We start from the raw sequence: 23,403 nt of genomic DNA, 5'->3' as shown, positions 1-23,403 counted from the left end.
CTTTTGGCGTGCCGAACCTCACGCCGACCCGGCCGGGCGGCAGCCGCTCGGCCGCCCGGCCCATTGACTGCCGCCCCCTCCGTACCGAGGCTGTACGCGAGTGGCCCCTGGCCCCACCGCCTCCGCGACCGCTCGCCGCGCCAGCCGTACGCGTCCCGCGCCGAAGCCGTACGCGCCCCGCGCCGCTCATCCCGTCACCTTCAGCAGCACCACGGACCGCACCCCCACCGTCCCGCCTCCGGCGAAGCACCTCCCGCGCCGATTCCCGGTCGGCCGTGCTCGACACCTGCGGCCTCCCGCGGCTCCTGGGACCGCCGGGGGCCGGATGCCACGACGTCCCGGCCGCTCCAGCCGAATGGTTCCCCCACCTGTTCTGCCCGCACCGCCCGCCTCCCGACATTCGCCCACGTTTCCCCCGCTGGCCCGTGGTCGTTGGGTGGGGCGTGAGACACGTACTGAAGCGGGCAGGGAGGGGCGCGGTCGTCGCCCTGGCATGGGCGGGACTGATGGCCGGGCTCACCGGCTGCACCGGCGGGAGCCTCGGCGTCAGCGGCAAGCCGCGGTCGCCCGAGGAGGCGATCCGGATCGTCCCGGCGGACGGCGCCGAGAACGTCGACCGCCAGGGCCCGCTCGAAGTGCGGCTGCGCAGCGGACGGTTCGAACGGGTGCGGGTGACCCGGATCGAGGACGATGCCCCCGCCGAGGTCCCCGGCAGGATCTCCGAGGACGGTCTGCGCTGGACCCCCCGGAGCGGGACCGCGCTCGGCCTCGCCGCCAAGTACAGCGTCGACGTGGTCGCCCTCGACGGGCACGGCCGCCGGACCGCCCGGCACACCAGCTTCACCACCGAGGTTCCCAAACGCCGTTTCATCGGCTACTTCAAGCCGGAGAACCGCGCCACCGTGGGGACCGGGATGATCGTCTCCTTCGACTTCAACCGGAAGATCGTGGACCGGGCCGCCGTGGAGCGCGCCATCACCGTCGTCTCCGATCCGCCCGTCGAGATCGCGGCCCACTGGTTCGGCGAGGGCCGGCTCGACTTCCGTCCGGAGAAGTACTGGGCCCCCGGCACCGAGGTCACCGTCGATCTGCGGCTGCGGGACGTCGAGGCCGCTCCGGGCTCGTACGGCATCCAGGACAAGACCGTCTCCTTCACCGTCGGCCGCTCGCAGGTCTCCCTGGTCGACGCGGAGGCGAAGACGATGGAGGTCCGGCGCGACGGGAACGTCCTGGCGACCGTGCCGATCACCGCCGGCTCGCCCGAGTCCACCACGTACAACGGGAAGATGGTGGTCAGCGAGATGTACGACGTGACCCGCATGAACGGCGCGACGGTCGGCTTCACGGACTCCACCGGCAAGGGCGAGTACGACATCAAGGACGTGCCCCACGCGATGCGGCTGACCCGGACGGGCACCTTCCTGCACGGCAACTACTGGGCGTCGCCCGATGTCTTCGGCCAGACGAACGTCAGCCACGGCTGTGTGGGGCTGCTGGATGTGAAGGGCGGCGACGCGGACACCCCGGCCGGCTGGTTCTTCGACCGGACTCTGATCGGAGACGTCATCGAAGTGGTCAACTCACGCGAGAAAACGGTCGATCCCGCAAACGGGCTCAGTGGCTGGAACATGGACTGGAATCTCTGGAAGAACGGGTCGGCACTGCGCTGACCTCGCCTTCCCCCCCCTCGGGCCGCCGCCCGCCCTCCGCCCGGTTCTTCCGCTTCCCGCCCCGTACCCGAGTCGGACGACGGGTTGGGACGGAACGGTGACATTCACGGGAACAAACGGAAACTGCGCGTGTGGTTTTCTGTCGAAGTGCGTACGAGAGTCGCACGGGGGAACGGGCCGTGGCGGGGCCAGGCCGGGGCGAGGGGAGACCAGTGTGAACGGGCATCCGATATCGGGGGCGACGGCTGACGGGGCGGCACGCGGGCGTGGGGGCTCCGTGCTGCTGGCCCTCGTCGTCGGGGCGATGCTGGTGCTGGTGACGGCCTGCGGGGGCGGGGGCTCCGGCAAGGACGGCGGGGGCAAGGACGGCAAGGACGCCGGGAAGGTCGGGAACGCGGCCTCGGCCGCGGTGGTCACCATCGCTCCCAAGGACGGTGCGACCGCCGTCGCGACCAGCGGCGCGCTGAAGGTCACGGCCGCCGGCGGCAAGCTGACCGCGGTCACCGTCCAGGACGCCGAGGGCGCCCCGGTCGAGGGAAAGATCGCCTCGGACGGCGCCTCCTGGCAGCCGTCGGGGCATCTGGCCGGCTCCACCAAGTACAAGGTCCACGCCATCGCGAAGGACGGTGACGGGCGCGAGTCCGCGAAGGAGGCCACCTTCACCACCCTCGTGCCGAAGAACACCTTCGTCGGCCACTACACGCCCGAGAACGGCTCGACGGTCGGTGTCGGCATGCCCGTCTCGATCAGGTTCACCCGTGGTATCACCAACCCGGAGGCCGTCGAGAAGGCCATCACGGTGACGTCCGTGCCGTCCGTGCCGATCGAGGGCCACTGGTTCGGCAACGACCGCCTCGACTTCCGCCCGGAGAAGTACTGGACCCCGGGCACCAAGGTGACCGTGAAGCTCAACCTCGACGGCGTCGAGGGCCGTCCGGGAGTCCACGGGAAGCAGGCCAAGACGGTGTCGTTCACCATCGGCCGCAGCCAGATCTCCACCGTGGACGCCTCCGCCAAGCGGATGGTCGTCGTCCGTGACGGCAAGGAGATCAAGAACCTCCCGATCACGGCGGGCGCCCCGGCGACCACCACGTACAACGGCACGATGGTCATCAGCGAGAAGCACAAGGTGACCCGGATGAACGGCGCCACCGTCGGCTTCGGCGGCGAGTACGACATCAAGGACGTGCCGCACGCGATGCGCCTCTCCGATTCGGGCACCTTCCTCCACGGCAACTACTGGGCCTCGGCGGGCACTTTCGGATCGCAGAACGTCAGCCACGGCTGTGTCGGACTGCGCGACGCCCGGGGCGCGGGCGACAAGGGCACCCCGGCCGCCTGGTTCTACGACCGCTCCCTCATCGGCGACGTCGTGATCGTCAAGAACTCCAAGGACAAGCAGATCGCCCCGAGCAACGGCCTCAACGGCTGGAACATGTCCTGGTCGGAGTGGATCAAGTAAGGTCCCGCACCGCCTGATCTCAGCTCCCGCCGACTCTCCCCGATCGCCGGACGGACTGGAAGTTCCAGCCCGTCCGGCGATCGAGGGCGTTCCGGACCCCGACCGGCTTCGACCGGTCCTCACCCCCGCCCCGATCGGCCCCGAGCGGTCCTCACCCCCGTCCGACCGGCCCCCACCCCGATCGCGGGGCCCGCGGGAGCGCCCCTCGGATGTGAGAGAGCGCACCGCCTCCCGTCGGTTAGCCCCGGTTAACCTGCCTTCATGACGACTGTGAAGCTTGAGGTCTCCGAGGGCGTCGGCACCATCCGGCTCGACCGCCCGCCCATGAACGCCCTGGACATCGCCCTCCAGGACCGCCTGCGCGAACTGGCCGAGGAGGCGACCCGCCGCGACGACGTGCGCGCGGTGATCCTCTACGGCGGCGAGAAGGTGTTCGCGGCGGGCGCGGACATCAAGGAGATGCAGGTCATGGACCACGCCGCCATGGTGGTGCGGTCCCGTGCGCTCCAGGACTCCTTCACCGCCGTCGCCAGGATCCCCAAGCCCGTCGTCGCGGCCGTCACCGGCTACGCACTCGGCGGCGGCTGCGAACTGGCGCTCTGCGCGGACTTCCGCATCGCCGCGGACAACGCCAAGCTCGGCCAGCCCGAGATTCTGCTGGGCCTGATTCCGGGAGCGGGCGGCACCCAGCGCCTCGCCCGGCTGGTCGGCCCCTCCACGGCCAAGGACCTGATCTTCACCGGCCGTCAGGTCAGGGCCGAAGAGGCGCTCGCCATCGGCTTGGTGGACCGGGTCGTGCCCGCCGCGGAGGTGTACGAGCAGGCCCACGCCTGGGCCGCGAAGCTCGCCCAAGGGCCCGCGCTGGCGCTGCGCGCGGCGAAGGAGTGCATCGACGCCGGTCTGGAGACCGACCTCGACACCGGCCTCGCGATCGAACGGAACTGGTTCGCGGGCCTGTTCGCGACGGAGGACCGGGAGCGCGGGATGCGGAGCTTCGTGGAGGAGGGGCCCGGCAAGGCCAAGTTCCTCTGAGCCACCCGCCGGCGGGTCCACAGCGCCCGGACTCTCCCGGTCAGCGGGAGGGTCCGGGCGTCCGGCGCCGCCGCGCGGCCCGGTCCACAGGCCGAGCAGCGCGACGAGCGGTCCGTGAGGCCCATGGCGACTCGGGCCGAACCGTCGCCGGACCTTGAACCGGCATGAAGGCATCTGGCGCGGCGATCACAAGCGGGCCGCTATTGACAGGGTGTCAGTGCGGCTCGGGGTGGGCAGGAGTGTGCGCATGAGGTCCCTGTCATATGCCCCCGCGCACCCCCGGAATGAGCAGTTCCGGGGGCCGTATTCCATGGGAACGGCCACAGAAAGCGCTCCTAGCGGCCATGATGGGGGCATGGCGGGCCTCGAAGGTGTGGAACAACCGCGGCAGCGCGACAGCGCTACCGCGACCAGGTGGGCGGCTGCCGTCGAGGACGAACAGGCGTTGAAGGCTCTGGAGTTGTTCGGCGACCCCACGGAGGAAGAGGTCCGTCTCCCCTCCCGGCCCGAATCCGCGGCCGCCGCGCGGCGGCTGACGCACTCGGTCGTGGTGCGCCAGTGGGCGCTCTCCCCGCAGATCGCCGAGTCCGCCGTCCTGCTCGTGTCCGAACTCGTGGGGAACGCGGTGCGCCACACCGGCGCCCGCGTCTTCGGGCTGCGGATGGCGCGCAGACCGGGCTGGATCAGGGTCGAGATCCGTGACCCCTCGCGCGGCCTGCCCTGTCTGCTGCCGGTACAGCCGATGGACGTCAGCGGGCGCGGGCTCTTCCTCGTGGACAAACTCTCCGACCGCTGGGGTGTGGATCTGCTGCCCCGCGGCAAGACGACCTGGTTCGAGATGCGTGTCCCCGCCGCCCGTCACACCACCTCGGCCTCCGGCACGGCCTAGCCCTGACGGGCCGCAGCGCCCGCCGGGCCGGGAGGCCCCGGTGCGGACCGTCTCGGCGGACACGCAGAAGCCCCCGTGCGGTCCGGGGGTGCGGCGCGCCGGGGGCTTCTGTGGAGCGCCGTGGAATGGGGGGTGTTTCCACGGCCGCTGTCGACGACCGATCCCAGGGTCGAGGGCGGTCGTGTTCCCGACTATGGCAGACGGCGGCAGAGCATCCAAATGAGATTTTCCGTCATAAGCCGCAAAATGTGATGATTGACTAATGGATCATCGGTGATATGGGTCACCGACCTTGAAAGCGATGGCTGTAGTTGATCACGGGCTACTGATTCCTTGGCGTGGCCGACCGTGTGCGCGCCCGGTCGTAGGGCTTCACGAAACTACCTGAATCGGGGTAATCAGTACTTATTTCCTACCGTCTGTCTACTGTCCTCTCCCGTGACCCCGATCGCCCGCCGCCGCGCGCTGCGTGCCGGAGCGGGGGCCGCCGTCGCGGGCGCTCTCACCACGAGCTGCGCCGACGACGCCGGTCCCGCCCCGGCACGCGGCGCGCCGTCCTTAGCGGCCCCGTCCCCGGCCCCGTCCCCGCCGCCGTCTCCTACGCCCAGTGCCGCCCGCGCCTTCGGACCCGCTCCCGCCGCCCGCCGCTTCCCCGGCCGGCCCGCGCAGATCACCCACGGTCCCCGCGACCGAGACCGGGTGGCCCTCACCTTCCACGGCGGGGGCGACCCCGCCACCGCCAAGGCCCTGCTCGCCGAGGCCGAACGCGCCGGAGCCCGGATCACGGTGCTCGCGGTCGGCAGCTGGCTGGACCAGCACCCCGACCTGGCCCGCCGGATCCTCGACGGCGGCCACGACCTCGGCAACCACACCCAGCGCCATCTGTCCGTCAACGAGATGCCCGCGGCCGACGCCTACGCGGAGATCACCGGATGCGCGGAGCGGCTGCGCAGGCTCACCGGCTCCATCGGCACCTGGTTCCGGCCCTCGCGTACGCGGTACGGGACCCCGCTCGTCATCCGGCTCGCCCAGCGGGCCGGATACCCGCACCTCCTCTCGTACGACCTCGACTCCGCCGACTACACCTCGCCCGGAGCCACGGCCGTGATCCGCACGGTCACCGGACGGATCCAGCGCGGATCGGTGGTCAGCCTCCACTTCGGCTACGCGGACACGGTCGCCGCCATGCCGGCCCTTCTCGACGACCTCAACCGGCGCGGACTTCGCGCGGTGACCACCACGGAGCTGCTGAGCTGATGCATCCGAGCCCCCAGACAACCCCCCAGAGAACCGGACGGCCGGCCACCCGGCGGACCCGCGTACTGCTCGCCGGAGCCCTGCTCGCGGCGCTCGCCGGCTGCGGCACGGACACCGGCCGGACCACCCGCGCCGACGGCACCCCGTCGGCCGAGGCGAAGACCGCCCGGCCCGACGGCGCGGCCCCGGCCGGACTGCCCGGAATGCCCCCGGTCACCGACCCCGAGGACATCTACGCGGCGAACCGGCCCAACCAACTCTCGCCCGTGGTGAAGAAGTTCCCCTCGAAGGTGTACGTCCCCAACACCAACTCCAACACCGTCTCGGTCATCGACCCCGCCACCTACAAAGTCGTCGAGACGATCCCGGTCGGCGTCCAGCCGCAGCACGTCGTCCCCTCCTGGGACCTGAAGACCCTGTGGGTGAACAACAACCGCGGCCATACGCTCACCCCGATCGACCCCGCGACGGGCAAGGCGGGCAAGCCGGTCGAGGTCCACGACCCGTACAACCTCTACTTCACGCCCAACGGCAAGTACGCGGTCGTCATGGCCTCCCTGGACCGGCAACTCGTCTTCCGCGACCCGCACACCATGGACCGCAAGAAGACGGTCCCGGTCACCTGCTACGGCGTCAATCACGCCGACTTCTCCGCCGACGGCCGGTACTTCGTGGTCTCCTGCGAGTTCTCCGGCGAACTGCTGAAGGTCGACACGGAGAAGATGGCGGTCGTGGGCCAGCAGAAGCTCCCCTTCAAGGGCGCGATGCCGCAGGACGTGAAGATCTCCCCGGACGGCAAGACCTTCTACATCGCGGACATGACGGCGCACGGCATGTGGGTGCTGGACGGCGAGAAGTTCACCACCCCCAAGCTCCTGCCGACGGGCAAGGGCTGCCACGGCCTCTACATCAGCCGGGACTCCAAGGAGATGTACGTCTCCAATCGCGGTGAGGGGTCCGTCTCGATCTTCGACTTCAAACGGAACGAGCTGACGAAGAAATGGCGGCTGCCGGACGGCGGCAGCCCCGACATGGGCGGTGTCTCGGCGGACGGCAAGGTGCTCTGGCTCTCCGGGCGTTACGACTCGGAGGTGTACGCCATCGACACGAAGACCGGCGAACAGCTCGCCCGCATCCCCGTGGGCAGCGGCCCGCACGGGCTCGCGGTCTATCCGCAGCCCGGCCGCTACTCGCTCGGCCACACCGGGGTCTTCCGCTGACCGTCACCTGAACAGCCGACCCACTCACCTTCGAGTGAGGGTCCCGGACCGTCGCCGCACGGCCGAGAAAGTGATGCCCATGATCACAACTCGCCCGCGGCGACGGTCCGCTGTCGTCGTCCTCGCCCTGTCCCTGTCCGCCGCGCTCGTCCCCGCCGCCACGACGTCCGCCACCGGTTCCGCCACGCCCGCGCTCGCCGCCGCGGCGCCTTCGACGAGGACGGCCGCCCTCAAGGCGGCCCCCGCCAACTCCTGTCCCAAGGTCGACGACCGTCTCTTCGCCGCCGCCGACCGCCGCGTCGACATCGACCGGATCACCCCCGAACCGTCCTGGCGCGCCGACTGCCTTCAGCTCTACCGCACGGACGGCCGGGGCCCGGAGATCGTCTTCGAGCAGGGCTTCCACCCCAAAGCGCCCCTCGACGGCCAGTACGACATCGAGAAGTACGTCCTGGTCAACCAGCCGTCCCCGTATGTGTCCACGACGTACAACCACGACCTCTACAAGTCCTGGCGGAACGGCTGGAACTACTACATCGACGCACCCGGCGGCGTCGACGTGAACAAGACCATCGGCGATACCCACAAGTACGCGGACCAGGTCGAGGTGGCCTTCCCGGGCGGCGTGGCCCGCGAGTTCATCGTCGGGGTCTGCCCGGTCGACAAGGCCGCGAAGGTCGAGATCATGAACGAGTGCCAGGACAATCCGCACTACAAGCCCTGGCGGAGCACCTACCCCTTCCCCGCCGCCACAGGCGCCGAGTAGCCGTCCGTACCGGGCCCGGCCGGACGGAGAGCCCGGCCCGCCCGGCGCACCGGGCGGCGGCCCCGAACAGCGCCGGGCGTCGTCGGAAGGCAGCGCGCTTCACCGAGCCCGCCCGAGTCAGCCCGGCGCCATCGCGAAGAACACGGCTTCCGACCCCACGGGCCGGAAGCCCGCCTTCTGAAACGTCCGCACACTGCGGGCGTTCCCCGGAGACTGCTGGGCCCACACCGCCGCGCCGGGCACCAACTGGCGTGCCGCACGCGCCAGCGCGAGGCCGAGACCCCGTCCCCGCGCCTCCTCGTCGACCTCGATCGCGCACTCCCAGCGCCCCCCGACCCCACGCCCGAGGATCAGCACCCCGCCCTCGGCGGCCCAGACCCGTACACCGTCCCGACGCCTCCTCGCCCGTGCCACACGCGGATGATCCGGGGACTCGATCTCCCGCAGCCCGACCTCGGGCACACCCGGCAGCGCACCGGCCACCGTCATCAGATCGATGGTGTCCATCGAGCGGCCCGTGCGCGCCAGCATCGCCGCCAGGAACACCGGGTTCATCGTGGCGGAGAGCGGATCCGACGGGGCGGCGGCCAGCAGTTCCCGTACCCGCTCCGGATCCTCGTCCGTGAAGACGACCGAGTGCGCGGTGAAGGCGAGCACCCCCGCGTCGCGCGCGTTCGTCCCGCGGATCACGGTCGTCGTCCCGTCCGGCGGCGGAAACTCCCCGCGCGCCGCCGACTCCAGGATCCGACCCAGCTCATCGTTCATCGATTCATCATCCTCGACGGCCCCCGGCCGGTTCACGCGGACCTGACGTTAATCTGACCTCCGTCAAGTAGTGCACCGAGAAGGGGCGGAAGCAGTGGCGGACATCGAAGAGGCCCGCAGGGCGTTCGACCGGTACGACCTCAATGGCGACGGTCTGATCACGGCGGCGGAGTACAAAAGCGTGATGGCGCAGCTGGGCGACTTCCATGTCACGGAGCCGGTCGCCGAGGCCGTGATCAAGACGAAGGACGCCAACGGCGACGGCATGCTGACCTTCGACGAGTTCTGGGACTCCCTGAACAAGAGCTGACCGGCGGGAATCGGCCCGACCCGAGTCGGCCGACCGAGCCTCGGCCGACTGGGAGCCGACCGGCCGAGAGCCGGCCCGGCGGGCCGGCGCCTGATCGCTCCGCGCCGCCATGGGCGGCCGTCCTGCCGACGGCCGCCCATACGCGTCACTGCCCGACGGCCGCGTCCCCGACCTCGTACACTCGTCAAGTCATCCGCTCCGCACAGCAGTTGGAGGGAGTCCGGAGAACGTGGTCACCGTGGTGTTCGTCCATGGAACCGGCGTACGCGAGCCCTCGTACACCCACTCCCTCGAAGCGATACGCGCCGGACTCGGCCGGATCCGGCCCGACGTGCGGGTCGAGCCGTGCGACTGGGGCTCCGCGCTCGGATCCTCTCTGCGCGCCGGGGGCGTCTCGATCCCTGGCTACGCCCGGTACACGGCCGCACGGGACGGCCGAAGCGCCGCCGATCCGGCCGACGGCGGCAACGCGGGCGGCTGGGGCGCGGACACGGACGACGGAGACACGGACGCCGGGTACACGGACGCCGGGTACACGGACGCCGGGTACGTGGACGACGACGAGGACCGGGTGCGCTGGGCGATGCTGTACGCCGATCCGTTCGCCGAACTGGGCGCGTACGCGATCGCCGAACGGCACGCTCCGGCCGGTCGAGCGGCCGGATTCACACCGGGCGCCGTCCCGCGCGGCGATCAGCTCCTGGACCTGCTGTCCCGGCTGCCCGATTCGGGGCCCGTCGGCACCGCCTGGCGCGCCGCCGTGCCCGACCTCCCGCTCGCCCCGGCCGTCGCCTCGACACTGGCCGCACCCGAACTGCGCCGGGCCGCCGCCGTGGCACCGCCCGAAGGCGACGCGCTGCCCCGGCTGACCGCACGCGCCCTGACCGCCTGGGCGCTGACCCACTCGCCCGGTACGCCGGGGGCCGTGCCCGCCGCCGTACGGGACGCGCTCGCGGACGCCGTCACCGCGGAGCTGGGCGGCGACGTCAAGGGGCTCGGCAGCGCCCTGGCCGCCACGCTCGGCTTCTCGGCCCGGCTCTTCGAACGCTCCGTAGGCTCCCGGCTCCTGGTCTCCCGCCGGGCCGCGCTCAGCGGCCGGTCGGCCGGGTTCGTCGGCGACATCCTCAGCTATCTCGCCCGTGGCCGAGCGGTCCGGGACCATGTCGCCCATGTGATCCGCGCGCTGCCCCCTCGCGGGCCGGTCGTCGTGCTCGGCCACAGCCTCGGCGGCGTCATCGCCTTCGACCTGCTGGCCGACCCGCCGCCGGACCTCCGTGTCGACCTGCTGGTCACCGTCGGCTCCCAGGCGCCGCTGCTCTACGAACTGGACGCGCTGCCCTCCCGCCCGTACGGAACCGGACTGCCCGGCGCCTTTCCCCGCTGGCTCAATGTCTACGACCGCCGCGATCTGCTCTCGTATCTGGCGGCCGGGACCTTCGGGAACGATCCGCGCGTCACCGACGCACCGGTGGACAACGGGCAGCCGGTCTCCGCCGCGCACACCTCCTACTGGGCGAACGACCAGTTCTACCGGGTCCTCTCCGAAACGCTTCCGGCACGGTAGGCGAGCGCTTACGCTGGGTTTCCATCGCGGATCGCACACACGTCACCGTGCGGAAAGAGGGGACGCGACGCGTGGCCACCGGGGGATTCGACGACGTACAGCGCCGTGTGCTTCACGCGGTGATCACCGCCCTGGAGGATCCGGCCGGGCGGCTCATCAACGACAGCGGCCGGGACCTCTGGCGCCAGATGCTCCACCAGTACATACCCGGACTGACCGCGACCGGATTCACCGTGCCGCGCCAGGAGTTCGTGAGCGTCGTCTACGGCTGCGCCGCCCTCGACGACGGGCTGGACCGGCTCGTGGAGGCCACCTGCCTCGTCACGCCCGCGCTGGAACCGGCCCTGCTGCCGCTGCTGGCCGAATGGAAGGCGCTGCTCGCCCTGCCGGGACTCGACTGGGAGCCCCTGCGCCGGGTGCTGGAGGTTCCGGTGGCCGATCTGGGCGCTCTCGTCGACCGGGCCACCGACGGCCTGGTGACGCTGCCCGAGCGCTGCGCCACCCCTTGGGACGCGTTCATCCACCTCGCCGACCGCAACGGCCGGCCGGGTGCGCTGATGCCCGCCATGGTCTTCCTCGAACATCTGGCGCACTGTCCGGAAGCGGCCGCCGGCGTCGGTGAGTTACGCGCCTGGAACGACCACTTCTGCCGGCTGTGGGAGCTGACGGAGCCGCTCTCGGCGCTCCGGGACGGCCTCGACGCCGCCGGATCGGCCGCCGCCCGGGTCACCGGCCCCGCCGCCCCCACCGGACCGGCCGGCGCGCCCCGCCCGGCGGAGCCCGCCGATCCGGTCAGACCGCTGATCAGGATCTACGTCAAGGTCGAGCCGGACCGCACCCCGCACACCGGGGTCGGGCGGCGGCGGGCCGGGCGGGCCCAGCGCTATCACCTCTCGGCGTGTGTCAAATACACCGACTCCAGCGTGCTCCACCGGGATCCCGGAACCGAGCCACGAGATTCCGTGACCAGATCCCAACTCCAGTTCGGTGTGGCAGAGTTGCTCGGGCACATGACTCACTTACGCCACTCCCGAGCCGAGAACGCCGCCTTGGAGATCTTCCTCCCGGCGGAGCTTCTCAATGAACCCGTCGAGTGGTGGGACCGGGACCCCTCGCTGGGCTTTCCCAACTCGCTGCTGAGCCGCTACCGGGAGATCCGCCTGCACAGCCTGGAACGCGTACAGAGACCGGTCTTCCACAACGCCTGGCGGGCACGCTGGGCCCACTGGCGCGCGGGCGACGGCCCCGGACACGTCCATGAGTGCGAGCCCGGGGATCTGACGGACGCCGAGCATCTCGCCCTCCTCGACGCCAAGATCGGGCGGGACGACGACGTGGTCGGCATGGTCCTGAGCAGGCCCCCGTACCGGGACAGCGAGTTGGGGCTGCGGGAGATGAGTCTCGCACTGGACCTGGGGGTACCCATAGTGGTGTATCACCGCGACGATCCGGCGTCGGAGGTGTTCCGCAGCATGATTCGGGAGAGCTTGGCCAATGAGGGACTGGCAGGTCTTCCCGAGCGTGCGCAACAGTGGAAATCCGACGTCGCCGTCCGTGCGGGCGCCGCACGTGGGGCAGGCGCCGCAACCGACCGGGACGTGGAAGCGATCCGGTCCATGAGCATGATCTGGGACGACCCCGAACACCTTCTCGACGGGGGGCAGAACGCTCCCGCCACCTTCGTAGGGGGGATCGAGTGAACGCGGCGCGCGACGACGGAATGCTCTACCGGGGTACCGGGGAGCTGTTACCCGAGACACCGTACGAGGAGCGGACCTGGCCCGAAGGCCCGCCGTGGCGCACCTTCCGGGGTGCGGTCGGCATGCCCGAGCCGCCCGGCGACGACGAGGCGGACCGGCGGCTGGGTCCGCCCGGACGGCCGCGTACACCACGCGACGAGGAGGTGCGGCTCGTCAACGCGGCCCTGCTGCTGCGCAGGCCGCTGCTGATCACCGGCCGGCCCGGCGTGGGCAAGTCGGGACTCGCCTACCGGATCGCCCGCGAACTCCGCCTCGGGCGCGTACTGCACTGGCCGGTGACCAGCCGGACCACGCTGGCGTCGGGGCTGTACGAGTACGACGCGATCGGGCGCGCGCAGGCAGGGCGGATCGGGCAGACCGGGCAGCCGGAACCGACGGGGCGTCAGGGCGACGACGGGGCCGGACCCCCCAGCGTCGGGAACTTCGTGCAGCTCGGTCCGCTGGGCACGGGGCTCCTCCCGTACCGGCTGCCGCGAGTCGTCCTCATCGACGAGATCGACAAATGCGACGCCGACCTCCCCAACGATCTCCTCACTCTTTTTGAGGACGCCTGGTACGAGGTGCTGCCACTCGTAAGAGTCAAGCAAACGGAGGAGACCGTGACCGTTCACACGGCCGATCCCGGAGGCACGGCGGTGATCGAGAACGGTGTGGTCAGGGCGCATTCCTTCCCGATCATCGTCATGACGTCGAATGGTGAACGGGAGTTCCCCGAGGCGTTTATGCGGCGCTGTCTGCGGCTCGACATTCCCGACCCCGATGCCGAGGCGTTGGGAGAACTCGTCGCCGGGCATTTCGGCGACCGTCTCGGTGACACGGGGGAGGCGCTGATCCGCGATTTCCTGCGGCGCAGCGAACGGGTCGGACCTCTCGCGGCGGACCAGCTGCTGAATGCCGCCCATCTGGTGACCACGGGCCTCTACCGTCCGGACGCGAGCGACGCCCAGGAGTGGCAGGACGTGCTCGCCGCCATCTGGCACCCGCTCGGCGGTGAAGGAGCCGATACCGCGTGACCGGGGAATCCGCGGCGGCCGGAGGGGCCGGGAGGGCGCACGGGCGGGACGGGCCCGCCGTCCAGCCCGGCGAACGACGGCTGCCCCTCACCGAGTTGTACGCGTGGGAGGTGGCCGATGCCTTGTGGCTGGCCGCCCACCACCCCTGGCTGGCCGCCGGGGAGAGCACCGAGGACGGGAAGACGCCCGGCCCCGGTGTGCCGTCGCCCGGCCCCTCCCGTCTCCCGGACCGCGACGCCCGTACGGACCCTGACGCCCGTACGGACCCTGACGGCGGCACGGACCGCGGTGCCGGTACGGATCCGGCTGATCCGGCGGCAGCGGCCGGACCGGAGGGCGGGCGGGAGCACCTCGCGGCGGGGGAGAAGCCCGGTCCGGACGGCGGCGCACCGGGGCCGTGGCCCGCGGAGCCCTCGCCGGCGCCCCGATCCGGGGGCGCGCCTTCGGGCGGCGGACCCGGCCGCCACCGGCCCGTGCCGCCCGGCGCCGGCCCGGGGCCAGGCGTGCCCGTCTTCGGGACCGCGCCCGGCACCGCCGCCGTCCCCGCCCTGGCCGCCGGGTACCGCAGATCGGACCTCCGCGGTCTGGGCCGGGCGCTGCGCCCCCTGCGTACCGTCCTCGACTCCGCCCACACGCTGACCGTCGACGAGGCGGCCACCGCCGACCGGATCGCGCTCGCGCCGCATCTGCCTCCCGTGCTCAGGGCCGAGGCCGAACGGAGGTGGAGCGCCGTCGTCGTCGTGGACAGCGCACCGCACATGACCGTGTGGCAGCCCGTACTGACGCGATTCGGCAAGGCGCTGCGCCGGTTCGGCGGGCTGCGGGACCTGGAGCTGATGGGGCTGGACACCGCGGACGCCGGACGGGCCGTGCTCCGGAACCGTGCGGGCCGCCCCCAGCCGGCGCGCGGACTGGTCGACCCGACGGGCCGCCGCATCGTGTTCCTGCTGACGGACGGAGCCGCTCCCGCCTGGCGTTCGGGGGCCGCGCAGCGACTCGCGGCCCTGCTGGGGAAGTTCCAGCCCGTGGTGATCCTTCAGATGCTGCCGCAGCGGATGTGGCACACCACCGGTCTGTTTCCCGTACGGGTGAGGCTGCGCGCCCCCGGACCCTGGACGGCGGGCGGGCAGACGCACTGGGAGGCCGCCGAACCCCTCGCCGCCTCGGCTCTGGCGCACTCCGGCCGGATCGTCCCCGTCCCCGTACTGGAGCTGGGCGCCGACTGGCTCGGCCCGTGGGCCCGTTTCATCGCCGGAACCACACCCCGCTGGGCTGATCTGGCCGCCGTCCTGACCACCACCCGACCGGTCCCCCCGCCCGCGTCGCCCCCCGCCCGGCAGCCCACCGCGGCCGAACTCGTGGCACGGTTCCGCTCCCGTGCGACCCTCGGCGCGTTCGAGCTGGCCACCCGGCTGGCCGCCGTCCAGCTCGATCTGGAGACCATGACCGAGGTGCAGCGGCAGACCATGCCCTCCTCCTCGCGCGCCCATCTGGCGGAACTGCTCATCAGCCCATTGGTCGAGCCGCTTCCCGGGTGTGGCGGGCATTCTTATCTGTTTGTCGACGGCGTTCGCGAAGAACTGCTCGCCGCGGGCAGCAGAACCGCCACCGAAGGCGCACTGAAAAGGGCCGCAGAATTTCTGGCACCGCGGAGCGAGGCGGCTCGTGAGCTACTTGACTATCTGCATGGAAGAGTCGATTCAACGCAGCGTGAGGAAGTGCTGGAGTCCGTCGAGCCGACTGCGGAGAACCTCCGTTTCCGGCAGGCCGAGCATGCTGCGCTCCGGGCGATGTCCGGAGCCCATCTGCACCGCGCCAGGCGGCTTGGCGAGCATATGTCCCAGAATTCCGGAGACGCTTTCCCCGCGGGTTTCGGAACCGTCCTTCCCGCAGACCCGGACACGCCGGGAACTCCGGACCGGGACATCACGCCACGGGGGTTCGCCGATGGGAGACTCCCCAATGATCACGACCCCACCAACCCCATGTATGGAGGCACAGAAGTGAGCACGGTCCCCGCCTCGGCAGAAATCCCGGCCCAACAGCCCTCGTCCGGAGGCGGTGCGCGACCGGCCCGACCGGCTGTCTGGGGCAATATGCCGCCCAGGAATCTGGTCTTCACCGGGCGGGAAGAGTTGCTGGTCAGCCTGGAGAACGGTCTCAGAGAAGGTCCCACCGCTGTTCTTCCGCACGCTCTGCACGGAATGGGCGGAGTCGGAAAATCGCAACTCGCTCTGGAATACGTGTATCGGCACGCGTCGGAATACGACGTGGTCTGGTGGATTCCCGCCGAGCGGCCCACCCAGATTCAGCAGGCGTTCGTCGAACTGGCACGACGGCTCCATCTCCCGGTGAGCGCGGAGGCCATTACGGCAGTGCCGGCCGTGCTGGAGGCGCTGCGCACGGGAATGCCCTACGGCAACTGGTTGCTGGTATTCGACAACGCCGAGAGCCCGGCTGCGGTGCAGGAGTACTTTCCGAGCACTCCGGAGGGCGGACCGGTAGGCTCCGTGATCGTGACATCGCGCAATCCTCAGTGGAACACCTTGGCCCACCCGCTGGAAGTCGACGTGTTCGAACGGGAAGAGAGCATTCAGTTGCTCCGCCGTCGTAATCCGGACATGTCCGTAGATGATGCGGACATGCTCGCCGAGGTGCTCGGAGACCTGCCGCTGGCGGTCGAACAGGCGTCGGCGTGGCGGGCCGAGACAGGCATGCCGTCGGCCGAGTATCTGAGGGTGTTCCAGGAGAAGAGCACCGAGCTGATGGCGGTCTCCCCGCCGACCCAGTACGAGAAGACCGTCGCCACCGCGTGGAACGTCTCCCTCGACCATGTCGAGGGGAAGAACGCCGGTGCCATTCAGCTGCTGGAACTCTGCGCCTACTTCGCGCCGGAGCCGATCTCCCGGCAGTTCTTCTCCAACGCGGCGTCGGAGTCGATCGCCCCCGAACTGGACCGGATCTTCACCGACCCCATCCGGCTCAGCCGGGCCATCCGCGAGATCAGCCGCTACTCCCTCGCGAAGATCGACCACCGCACCAACTCCATCCAGATGCACCGGCTGGTCCAGGCGGTGCTCGAAGCGCGGATGACGGAGGAGCAGCGGCGCAAGTTCCGGCACGGCGCGCATCTGCTGCTCGCCGCGAACTCGCCCAGCGACCCGCGCGACCCGCAGAACTGGCAGCGCTTCGGCGAACTGTATCCGCACGTCATCGCGTCCCGGGCCCCCGTGTCGCCCCACCGCAACGTCCGCCAGATGGTCTACAACATCGCGGAGTACCTCTTCTACTGGGGCGACCACGACGCGGCCCTGGAGTTCGCCCGCGAGACCTACGACGAGTGGCGCGAGCGCTTCGGCGAGGCCGACCAGCAGACCCTGATCCTCGGCCGTCATCTCCGCTTCGTCATGTGGTCGATGGGCCGTTACTCGGAGGCCGCCGAACTGGGCGAGCGCATGCTCGCCACGTTGGAGACGGCCGGACCGGACGTCGAGGAGGAGTATCTGCGGGTCAAGGGACAGGTGTCCGGAGACCGCCGGGCGCGCGGCGACTTCCGCGGCGCGCTGGAGTTCGACGAGGACGTGTACGAGCGTGCCGTCCGGGCCTACGGCGACGAGGACCCCGAGACCCTGCTGCACGCCCACAACCTTGCCGTCACGCTCCGGGTCAACGGTCTCTACGTCAGGGCCCGGGACCTGGACGAGGCGAGCTGGCGCACCAAGGTGCAGATGTTCGGCGCGGACGCGCCGACCACGCTGAACTCCGAGGCGTCGTACACCCTGGACCGGCAGGAACTCGGCGAGTACGCGATGGCCGAAAGAGACTGCGAGGAGCAGGTCGACGCCTTCCGCGAGACCTTCGGGGAACGGCACCCGTTCACCTTGCGGGCCGTGGCGCGGCTCGGCGTCGCCCAGCGCAAGGCGGGCCATCACGCCGAGGCGAAGGAGAACACACGCGTCGCCCGCGACGGGCTCATCGAGCGGTACGGGGAGGACAGCCCGGACGGCCTCCAGGCGTCCCTGAACCTCTCCATCGACCTGCGGCAGAACGGCGAGCTCCAGGAATCCCTCCACCTCGGGGAGCGCACCAGGGTGCTCTACGCGGAGGTGTACGGCAAGGACCATCCGCACACGGTCGCGGCGGACGCCAATGTCGCGGTCGCGCTGCGGCTGCTGGACCGGGTCGGGCAGGCGCGCAAGCTGAACGAGTCGGCGCTGGCCCGCTTCGGGGAACCGCTCGGCGATCTGCACCCGCACACCCTGACCTGCGCGATCAACCTCGCCAATGACGTCTTCGCCCAGGGCGACGCGGCGGCGGCGCTCGAACTCGACCAGCGGACCCTTCCGCCCCTGATCGAAGCGCTCGGGGAGGACCACCCGACGGTGCTGGTGCTGCGCGGCAACATGGCCTGCGACGTACGCGCGGTGGGCCGGACGGAGGAGGCGGAGGAACTCCAGCGACAGGTCCTGGACGCCATCGGCGCGAAGCTGGGACCCCAGCACCCCGCCTGCGACGACCTGCTCGCCTGGCGCCGGGCCAACTGCGACATCGACCCGATGCCGATCTGACCGGTCTCGGCGAAGGACGCGCGTTCGTTCCGGCGTCCGTTCCGGCGGCGGGTGCGGGCGTCGCGGGGTAGGCGGATCAGCGGCCCGGTTCGCCGCGACCGCCCTCGCGTGGTGATCCGGGGACGTGCCCGGCCTGCGGGGCCGGGCGCGGCACGCCCTGCGGGCCCTGCGGCCGGGGAGGCGTGCCGGCCCCTCGGCCCTGCGGCCGGCGGCCCGACGCGGGGTCGTCGGACTTCGCCGCCCGCCGGCACGGCCACGACCGCCCGCGTGCGGTGATTCCGGGATCGTTCACCGGCCCGTGGGGCCGACACGGCAGTCCCTACTTGGCCCCTGTGGCCGGGAGGCGCGCCCACGCGGGGTTGCGGCCGTGGGGTGCCCGTGCGTGGGGTCGCCGGATCCCGTCGCGTGTCGGTACGGCGGTGTGCGAACCGTGGATCGCCGCCGCCGCGTGGCGGGCGTACCGGACGTGGTGGGGTTCCGGCATGTCTCTCGGGCCGCCGCATCAGGCCGCTTGGCCCTGCGGCTGGGGGCCGTACGAGGAATTGCCGGATCCCGTCGCCTCTCGGCACGGGCGCGTACGAACCGTGGAGCGCCGCCGCGTCCACCGGGCTCCGCCGTGCTCCCCGGACCCCGCGCGTCCCGCGGTCGCCCGGCCGGGCCCCGCCGCGTGGCGCACCGCACCGGAGGCGGCGGGGCAGCGGCGGGACTCTGCGTCCGCCGCACGGGGCCGCTCACCGGACCCCGCGCGTTCCGCGCGTCCCGCGGCCGCCCAGCCGGGCCCGCCCTTCGGTCAGCCTTCGTGTCGGTCCGGTCCGGCGGCCGTGCCGAGCCAGTGGGCCAGGGCCACCGGTTCCGGTGGTCGGCCGGAGGTCCGCCGTACGGCCCGGTGCACGGCCGCGACCAGCTCCGGCGTCTCGGTCAGGGCCCGTACGGCCTCCGCCGCCCCGCCCGTGTCCGCCAGGGTCAGCCGCAGGCCGGTCCAGGCTCCCGGCCGCGTCGGCCGCGCGCCGTCGTCATCTCCCTCGCCGTCCCCGTCGGCGTCGCGGTCGATGTCCCGCAGGTAGAGGCGGAGTGCGGCGGTGCTCTCGCCCGTGGCCCAGAGCAGATCCGCCCGGCCGGCGCCGGCGACACCGGGCACCGTCTCGCCGGGACCGTCCCGCAGCTTGTCGAGGGCCGCGGGGTCGGCGAGTCCGATCCGTACGAGCATGGCGCGGGCGTCGAGATACCGTGCCCCGGAGTCATGGGCCGGGAAGCCGGAGCGCCGGGGCAGGGCAGGGGGCCGCTCCCGCCGCTCCCGCCAGGCGGCGGCCAGGAGCGCCACATCGTCCGGGTGCGGCCGCACATGGGCCAGGCGCCAGGACGTCCGGTGGTCGAGGGCCATCCGGTGGGCCAGCGTCTCCTGCGGACCGACGCCGGACCGGCGGCCCAGATCCGCCACGGCGCTCCGCAGGTCCTGTAACGCGCGCCGCCCCAGCGGTGTCAGCGCCGGATCGGCCGAGAGCTCGGGCAGAACCCGGCCCAGCTGGCCGAGCCAGAGCGCGCTTTCGAAGCGCGCGTGACCGCTGTCCGGAACATCGGGATCCTCCGCGCAGGCCAGCCAGAACCGGGCCAGCGCGGTGAAGGCGTAGGCCCCCTGGAGCATCCCGCCCAGCGGCCGGGGATCGTCGCGCCACGGTGCGTAGTAGAGACGTTCCGCCTCCTCGTCGGCCGACGCGGACGGCTCGTGCAGCGGGGCCAGATGCATCAGCGCGCTGAGCTTGCTGTGCTGGAGTTCGTGGACGAGCGTCGCCGCGCACGCGGTCACCGACTCGGGCACGGAGGACGCGAATCCGCCGACTCCGTGCGCGCTGGTGACACTGCGGACCCGGAAGACCTCGTGCGCGGGCATCGGCTGCAGGGAGCGCAGCAGGACCGCGGCGGCATCGGCGGTCGGCGGATCCGTATCGGCCAGCAGCCGGAACGCCTCGCCCAGCAGTCCGGCCCAGTCGTCGTACGCGCGCTGCGACAGCCGCTCGGGAGCACCGTAGGGAAGCGGCGCGATCCGGTGCGGCCCGATGTCGTCCACCGCGACCCCGGTGGCCGCTTCGCCGTCGAGCGGGAGTCCGCGCACCGGAAGCCAGCCCGGCGCGGCCTGTTCCGGACGGGCCGGCAGCACCAGACGGGCGTCCCGGCCGGTGACGGTCAGCCGCCCGCCCGCCGCCCGTACCTCGGCCGTGTCCCAGCAGGGCCGCCGTCGACGCGCACCGGCGAGCCGTGCCAGTCCCAGGGTGGGCAGCCAGAGCTCACCCCGGCGGACGGGTACGGGGAAGGAGAAGGCGAGGCCCGCGCGCGCCGCGGCGACGGCGGCCAGGATGTGCAGCCGCCCTGCCTCGGCCCACAGAGGGGTGTCGCCGCCGCGCGAGGTGCGGAGCCTGACCAGCAGCCCGTTCAGCCAGAGACCCGTCTCGGGGAGGAGGAGCAGTTCCTCGACCACCGCCGGTGTCCGCCGCTCCGCCGCGGCCAGCAGATCCCAGGCGCGCTGGGCCTCGGGGAGAGGGCCGGTCACCCCGGTGAGAGGGGCGAGGGCGTCCATCAGCAGATCGAACAGCAGGAGGCGGTGGCTGCGCTCGGCCCGTGCCAGTGCGGCAAGGGTGTCAGAGGTGCCGCCACCGCGGGCCAGTTCACGGAATTGGCGGGGTGTCAGTGAATGCCGCGACCTTGCCTCGTGCAGTGAGTCAGGGCGCATACCTTCCCTCTGCGTCGGCACCGGGCCGGGGGCTCAGGCGGACCAGCTGTTCTGCCCTCCGGGGGATGTGCTCCTGGCAGGCCGCCCGACATCCTTGAGCAGCCGCTGCTTCGCGATCGTTCTGTGATCGTCCGAGCGAGCGCGCAACTCCTCCAGAGATGTGCCCGTGAGATCGGGCAGGTCCGACTTGACGGCCGTTTCCGGCTTCTCCACTGCCGTAGACCTCCCCGAAAATCCGCGCGGCGTTCGATCCGCGCTTACATGATGTCCCAGGCACCCATCACTGGAAACATGCCCTCTCAGACAGTCTCAAGGCCCCGCGGCGGATGGTTGGCCGAATATCAGAGCGTCACGCCCGGCTCCGGATCGGGCGGCGTGAACCACTCCGGATACTCCCGGAGGACCTCCAGCAGATCATCGAGGGCCGCCGTCCCCGGATCGACCAGCGAGACAGCCGCCCACAAATGCGTCAATCCGTCTGTGAACGCCAGACATGTCTCCACGAGGTCGAGGATTTCCAGGCGCATCACCCCCGAACGGGCGACGCTGCCGGCCAGTTCGTCCGGAAGCAGGCCGATCACCCGGCTCCGGGACTCGGGCGTGCGCATCGCCCCGACCGCCGCCAGCGCGTCATGGAGACGACGCATATCGGCCAAGCCGAATTGCCGCCGCCGAGCCCGGCTCGGCGGGGGAGCCGCCGGCCTCCGGCCACCGGTACCCCGGTTCGCGCCGCCCGGATTCGCGCCGCCCGGACTCGCCTCGCCCGGACTCGCGCCGCCACGGGTGCGCCGGGCCTCCCCGTCACCCTCGAACCAGAGCGAGGTGGTCTTCCCCAGCCGCGCGCGCAGCGCCTCGGCGAGCAGTCCGGGCGAGTGCCGACGGGCGGGGTCCTCCCGCAGCAGCCGCAGCGCCTCGGCACTGAAGTCGCCGGACCGCACTCCGTTGCGGGTGGTCTCGCCGGGGCCGCAGGCGAACAGCACGTGCTGGTCCGCCTGCTGCCGGGGAGTCGATCGGGGGAGCGGATCCGGCCGCAGCGCCCCGGCCGTCGCGACCGGATCGGCGTAGGTCTGGCAGGCGTCGATCAGCCAGAGCTGACGCGGATGTCCCGGAGCCCCGTCCGACCGGTAGAGGGCCAGCGCCGCCTCCACGTCGAGACAGCGCAGATCGCGCTGCACCGCGTCCGTGAAGAGCAGCCTGCGGCTGTGCTCCCCGTCGATCAGTCCGTGCCCCGACCAGGCGACGAAGAGCCAGTCGCTGCGCTGCTCCGCCAACTCCCTCGCCAGCACCCGGTGGACGGTGTCCCGGTCGGCGGGCCGGTACCGCAGACCGGACTTCTCCACGCGTTCGCGGTTCCGTTCCAGCGGGGACAGCAGCAGCGTCAGGGCCTCCTCCCGTACGCCCAGTTCCCGCAGCCAGCCGGCGTATCCGAGCGCGTCGTGCACCGGCCCGTCGAGACTCCAGGCCGAACCCGCCTCGTACGACTCCACTCCGACCACGAGCGCCCGCATGGATCCTCCCCTCCCCGTCGCCGACAGTCTTTCCTGCCGTGCGGTGCCGGTACACCGCCCGGCCCGAAAGCGCCGCGAGCCGACGGCGGAGCAACTGACGCGGCCGGGGCACGGGACCGCCGCGCACGCGTTTGACGATTCGTCATGGTCGCTCCGAATCCGGGTTCTAGGCTGCGCGGATGGACTGGACTGCTCTGCTGGCGACAGCGTTGGGCGCGCTCATCGGCGTCGGAAGTACCCTCGCCGCGGGCCGAATACAGTGGCGTCGCGAAACCGAGGAAGTGGACAGGGACCGACTGGAGGCCCGGTACGTCGACTATCTGGAAGCGCTGGCGAACGCGCGCGACGGAGTCTCCGCGGCGAGCCGTGAGATGGAGAAGACGGTTCAGGAACGTTCCGAACTGGCCAGGACGGCATTCGTCGAACATTCGGTCTACGCCAAGGTGTATCTCCTGGAGCTGATCGCGCCCGCCGATGTGGTGGAGATCGCGAGGGACGCCACCGCGAAGCTCACCGTGTACCGCGATGTGGTCGTGGCCGGGGCCACGCGCGACGACCCCGCGTGCGTCCAGGCGCGCCGGGATTTCCGTCAGGCGCGCGAGAAGCTGATGGCCATGATGCGCGCGACGCTGGCACGGGAGGGACAGCGCTCGCTCGGCACCCGATGAGACGCACCGCGAGCCCGCCCCGCGCCCGCCGTGGCGTTGAGGTCCTCCGGCACGACCGGTGCCGCTCCCGCAGTGCGAACCGGACGGCGTCAACGGCGCCAACGGCGGCACCCGGTCGTTCTCCTGACTCCTCCATGGCCCGAGGCTCCCGCGCAGCACGGGCCGCTCGTTCCCGGCCGAGCCGTGCACCGCCGACCGACGGTACGGTGACGCGGCAAGCGGTTCT

The 23,403-nt window shown here is 71.6% G+C and carries 17 protein-coding genes; 13 read left to right on the top strand and 4 right to left on the bottom strand.

The genetic code is table 11. The annotated features are described in order from the left end of the window. The first annotated feature begins 443 nt into the window (after nt 1-443). The 7 genes from ACWEFL_RS00565 to ACWEFL_RS00535 all read left to right on the top strand — a co-directional run bounded on the left by ACWEFL_RS00565 (nt 444) and on the right by ACWEFL_RS00535 (nt 8,296). A complete protein-coding gene (locus ACWEFL_RS00565) occupies nt 444-1,670 on the top strand; it encodes an Ig-like domain-containing protein (protein WP_451705332.1) in 1,227 nt (408 codons plus the stop codon). A gap of 214 nt (nt 1,671-1,884) precedes the next feature. Then, nucleotides 1,885-3,132 carry a L,D-transpeptidase gene (locus ACWEFL_RS00560; RefSeq protein WP_451705329.1) on the top strand — a complete coding sequence of 416 codons (1,248 nt, stop codon included), beginning with the start codon at nt 1,885-1,887 and terminating at the stop codon, nt 3,130-3,132. Between the two features lie 261 nt (nt 3,133-3,393). Beyond that, the gene (locus ACWEFL_RS00555) at nt 3,394-4,164 is read left to right on the top strand and encodes an enoyl-CoA hydratase/isomerase family protein (protein WP_451705327.1); all 771 of its coding nucleotides are present in this window, start codon (nt 3,394-3,396) and stop codon (nt 4,162-4,164) included. Nucleotides 4,165-4,474: 310 nt separating this feature from the next. Further along, nucleotides 4,475-5,053, top strand: coding sequence for an ATP-binding protein (locus tag ACWEFL_RS00550; protein ID WP_451706147.1), 579 nt, complete (start codon nt 4,475-4,477; stop codon nt 5,051-5,053). A 438-nt stretch (nt 5,054-5,491) separates the two neighbouring features. Then, nucleotides 5,492-6,310 (top strand): polysaccharide deacetylase family protein, encoded by an 819-nt coding sequence (locus ACWEFL_RS00545; protein WP_451705324.1) that lies wholly within the window; start codon nt 5,492-5,494, stop codon nt 6,308-6,310. Then, entirely contained in the window at nt 6,310-7,530 is a 1,221-nt protein-coding gene (locus tag ACWEFL_RS00540) for a YncE family protein (protein ID WP_451705322.1), read from the top strand. The genes ACWEFL_RS00545 and ACWEFL_RS00540 overlap by 1 nt, the downstream gene beginning before the upstream one ends. Nucleotides 7,531-7,609: 79 nt before the next feature. Next, nucleotides 7,610-8,296: an ADP-ribosyltransferase gene (locus tag ACWEFL_RS00535; RefSeq protein WP_451705319.1), complete on the top strand. Its 687-nt coding sequence runs from the start codon at nt 7,610-7,612 to the stop codon at nt 8,294-8,296. A gap of 117 nt (nt 8,297-8,413) precedes the next feature. On the opposite strand, the gene ACWEFL_RS00530 is transcribed toward ACWEFL_RS00535, so the two are convergent. Next, nucleotides 8,414-9,061: a GNAT family N-acetyltransferase gene (locus ACWEFL_RS00530; RefSeq protein WP_451705318.1), complete on the bottom strand. Its 648-nt coding sequence runs from the start codon at nt 9,059-9,061 to the stop codon at nt 8,414-8,416. 94 nt (nt 9,062-9,155) lie between these two features. Here ACWEFL_RS00530 and ACWEFL_RS00525 point away from each other — a divergent pair, with 94 nt between their 5' ends. The 5 genes from ACWEFL_RS00525 (at nt 9,156) to fxsT (ending at nt 18,276) form a co-directional block, all read left to right on the top strand. Continuing rightward, nucleotides 9,156-9,371, top strand: coding sequence for an EF-hand domain-containing protein (locus ACWEFL_RS00525; RefSeq protein WP_451705316.1), 216 nt, complete (start codon nt 9,156-9,158; stop codon nt 9,369-9,371). A gap of 229 nt (nt 9,372-9,600) precedes the next feature. Next, a complete protein-coding gene (locus tag ACWEFL_RS00520) occupies nt 9,601-10,935 on the top strand; it encodes a hypothetical protein (RefSeq protein ID WP_451705314.1) in 1,335 nt (444 codons plus the stop codon). Nucleotides 10,936-11,006: 71 nt separating this feature from the next. Then, nucleotides 11,007-12,635: a VMAP-C domain-containing protein gene (locus ACWEFL_RS00515; RefSeq protein WP_451705311.1), complete on the top strand. Its 1,629-nt coding sequence runs from the start codon at nt 11,007-11,009 to the stop codon at nt 12,633-12,635. A gap of 20 nt (nt 12,636-12,655) precedes the next feature. Further along, the gene (locus ACWEFL_RS00510) at nt 12,656-13,708 is read left to right on the top strand and encodes an AAA family ATPase (RefSeq protein ID WP_451706144.1); all 1,053 of its coding nucleotides are present in this window, start codon (nt 12,656-12,658) and stop codon (nt 13,706-13,708) included. Further along, nucleotides 13,705-18,276: an FxSxx-COOH system tetratricopeptide repeat protein gene (fxsT, locus tag ACWEFL_RS00505; protein WP_451705309.1), complete on the top strand. Its 4,572-nt coding sequence runs from the start codon at nt 13,705-13,707 to the stop codon at nt 18,274-18,276. The genes ACWEFL_RS00510 and fxsT overlap by 4 nt, the downstream gene beginning before the upstream one ends. Nucleotides 18,277-19,066: 790 nt before the next feature. Here fxsT and ACWEFL_RS00500 read toward each other — a convergent pair. The 3 genes from ACWEFL_RS00500 to ACWEFL_RS00490 all read right to left on the bottom strand — a co-directional run bounded on the left by ACWEFL_RS00500 (nt 19,067) and on the right by ACWEFL_RS00490 (nt 22,509). Then, the gene (locus tag ACWEFL_RS00500; protein WP_451705306.1) at nt 19,067-21,001 is read right to left on the bottom strand and encodes an HEXXH motif domain-containing protein; all 1,935 of its coding nucleotides are present in this window, start codon (nt 20,999-21,001) and stop codon (nt 19,067-19,069) included. A 33-nt stretch (nt 21,002-21,034) separates the two neighbouring features. Further along, on the bottom strand, nt 21,035-21,214 hold the full coding sequence (locus ACWEFL_RS00495; RefSeq protein WP_451705304.1) for a hypothetical protein: 180 nt from the start codon (nt 21,212-21,214) through the stop codon (nt 21,035-21,037). A gap of 128 nt (nt 21,215-21,342) precedes the next feature. Next, nucleotides 21,343-22,509: an effector-associated domain 2-containing protein gene (locus tag ACWEFL_RS00490; protein WP_451705301.1), complete on the bottom strand. Its 1,167-nt coding sequence runs from the start codon at nt 22,507-22,509 to the stop codon at nt 21,343-21,345. Nucleotides 22,510-22,688: 179 nt separating this feature from the next. Between ACWEFL_RS00490 and ACWEFL_RS00485 the strand changes: the two genes are divergently transcribed. After that, the gene (locus tag ACWEFL_RS00485) at nt 22,689-23,177 is read left to right on the top strand and encodes a hypothetical protein (protein WP_451705299.1); all 489 of its coding nucleotides are present in this window, start codon (nt 22,689-22,691) and stop codon (nt 23,175-23,177) included. The last annotated feature ends 226 nt before the right edge of the window (nt 23,178-23,403 follow it).

The sequence above is a fragment of the Streptomyces sp. NPDC004838 genome, from assembly GCF_053600955.1.
Note: the sequence above shows the minus strand (reverse complement) of the source record. Positions and strands in the feature narration are given on the sequence as shown.

Coding starts and splice junctions, on each gene's coding strand:
- ACWEFL_RS00535 (WP_451705319.1), top strand. CDS start 7,610: ATGATCACAACTCGCCCGCGGCGACGGTCCGCTGTCGTCGTCCTCGCC.
- ACWEFL_RS00500 (WP_451705306.1), bottom strand. CDS start 21,001: ATGCGCCCTGACTCACTGCACGAGGCAAGGTCGCGGCATTCACTGACA.
- ACWEFL_RS00555 (WP_451705327.1), top strand. CDS start 3,394: ATGACGACTGTGAAGCTTGAGGTCTCCGAGGGCGTCGGCACCATCCGG.
- ACWEFL_RS00490 (WP_451705301.1), bottom strand. CDS start 22,509: ATGCGGGCGCTCGTGGTCGGAGTGGAGTCGTACGAGGCGGGTTCGGCC.
- ACWEFL_RS00485 (WP_451705299.1), top strand. CDS start 22,689: ATGGACTGGACTGCTCTGCTGGCGACAGCGTTGGGCGCGCTCATCGGC.
- ACWEFL_RS00510 (WP_451706144.1), top strand. CDS start 12,656: ATGCTCTACCGGGGTACCGGGGAGCTGTTACCCGAGACACCGTACGAG.
- ACWEFL_RS00530 (WP_451705318.1), bottom strand. CDS start 9,061: ATGAACGATGAGCTGGGTCGGATCCTGGAGTCGGCGGCGCGCGGGGAG.
- ACWEFL_RS00540 (WP_451705322.1), top strand. CDS start 6,310: ATGCATCCGAGCCCCCAGACAACCCCCCAGAGAACCGGACGGCCGGCC.
- ACWEFL_RS00550 (WP_451706147.1), top strand. CDS start 4,475: ATGGGAACGGCCACAGAAAGCGCTCCTAGCGGCCATGATGGGGGCATG.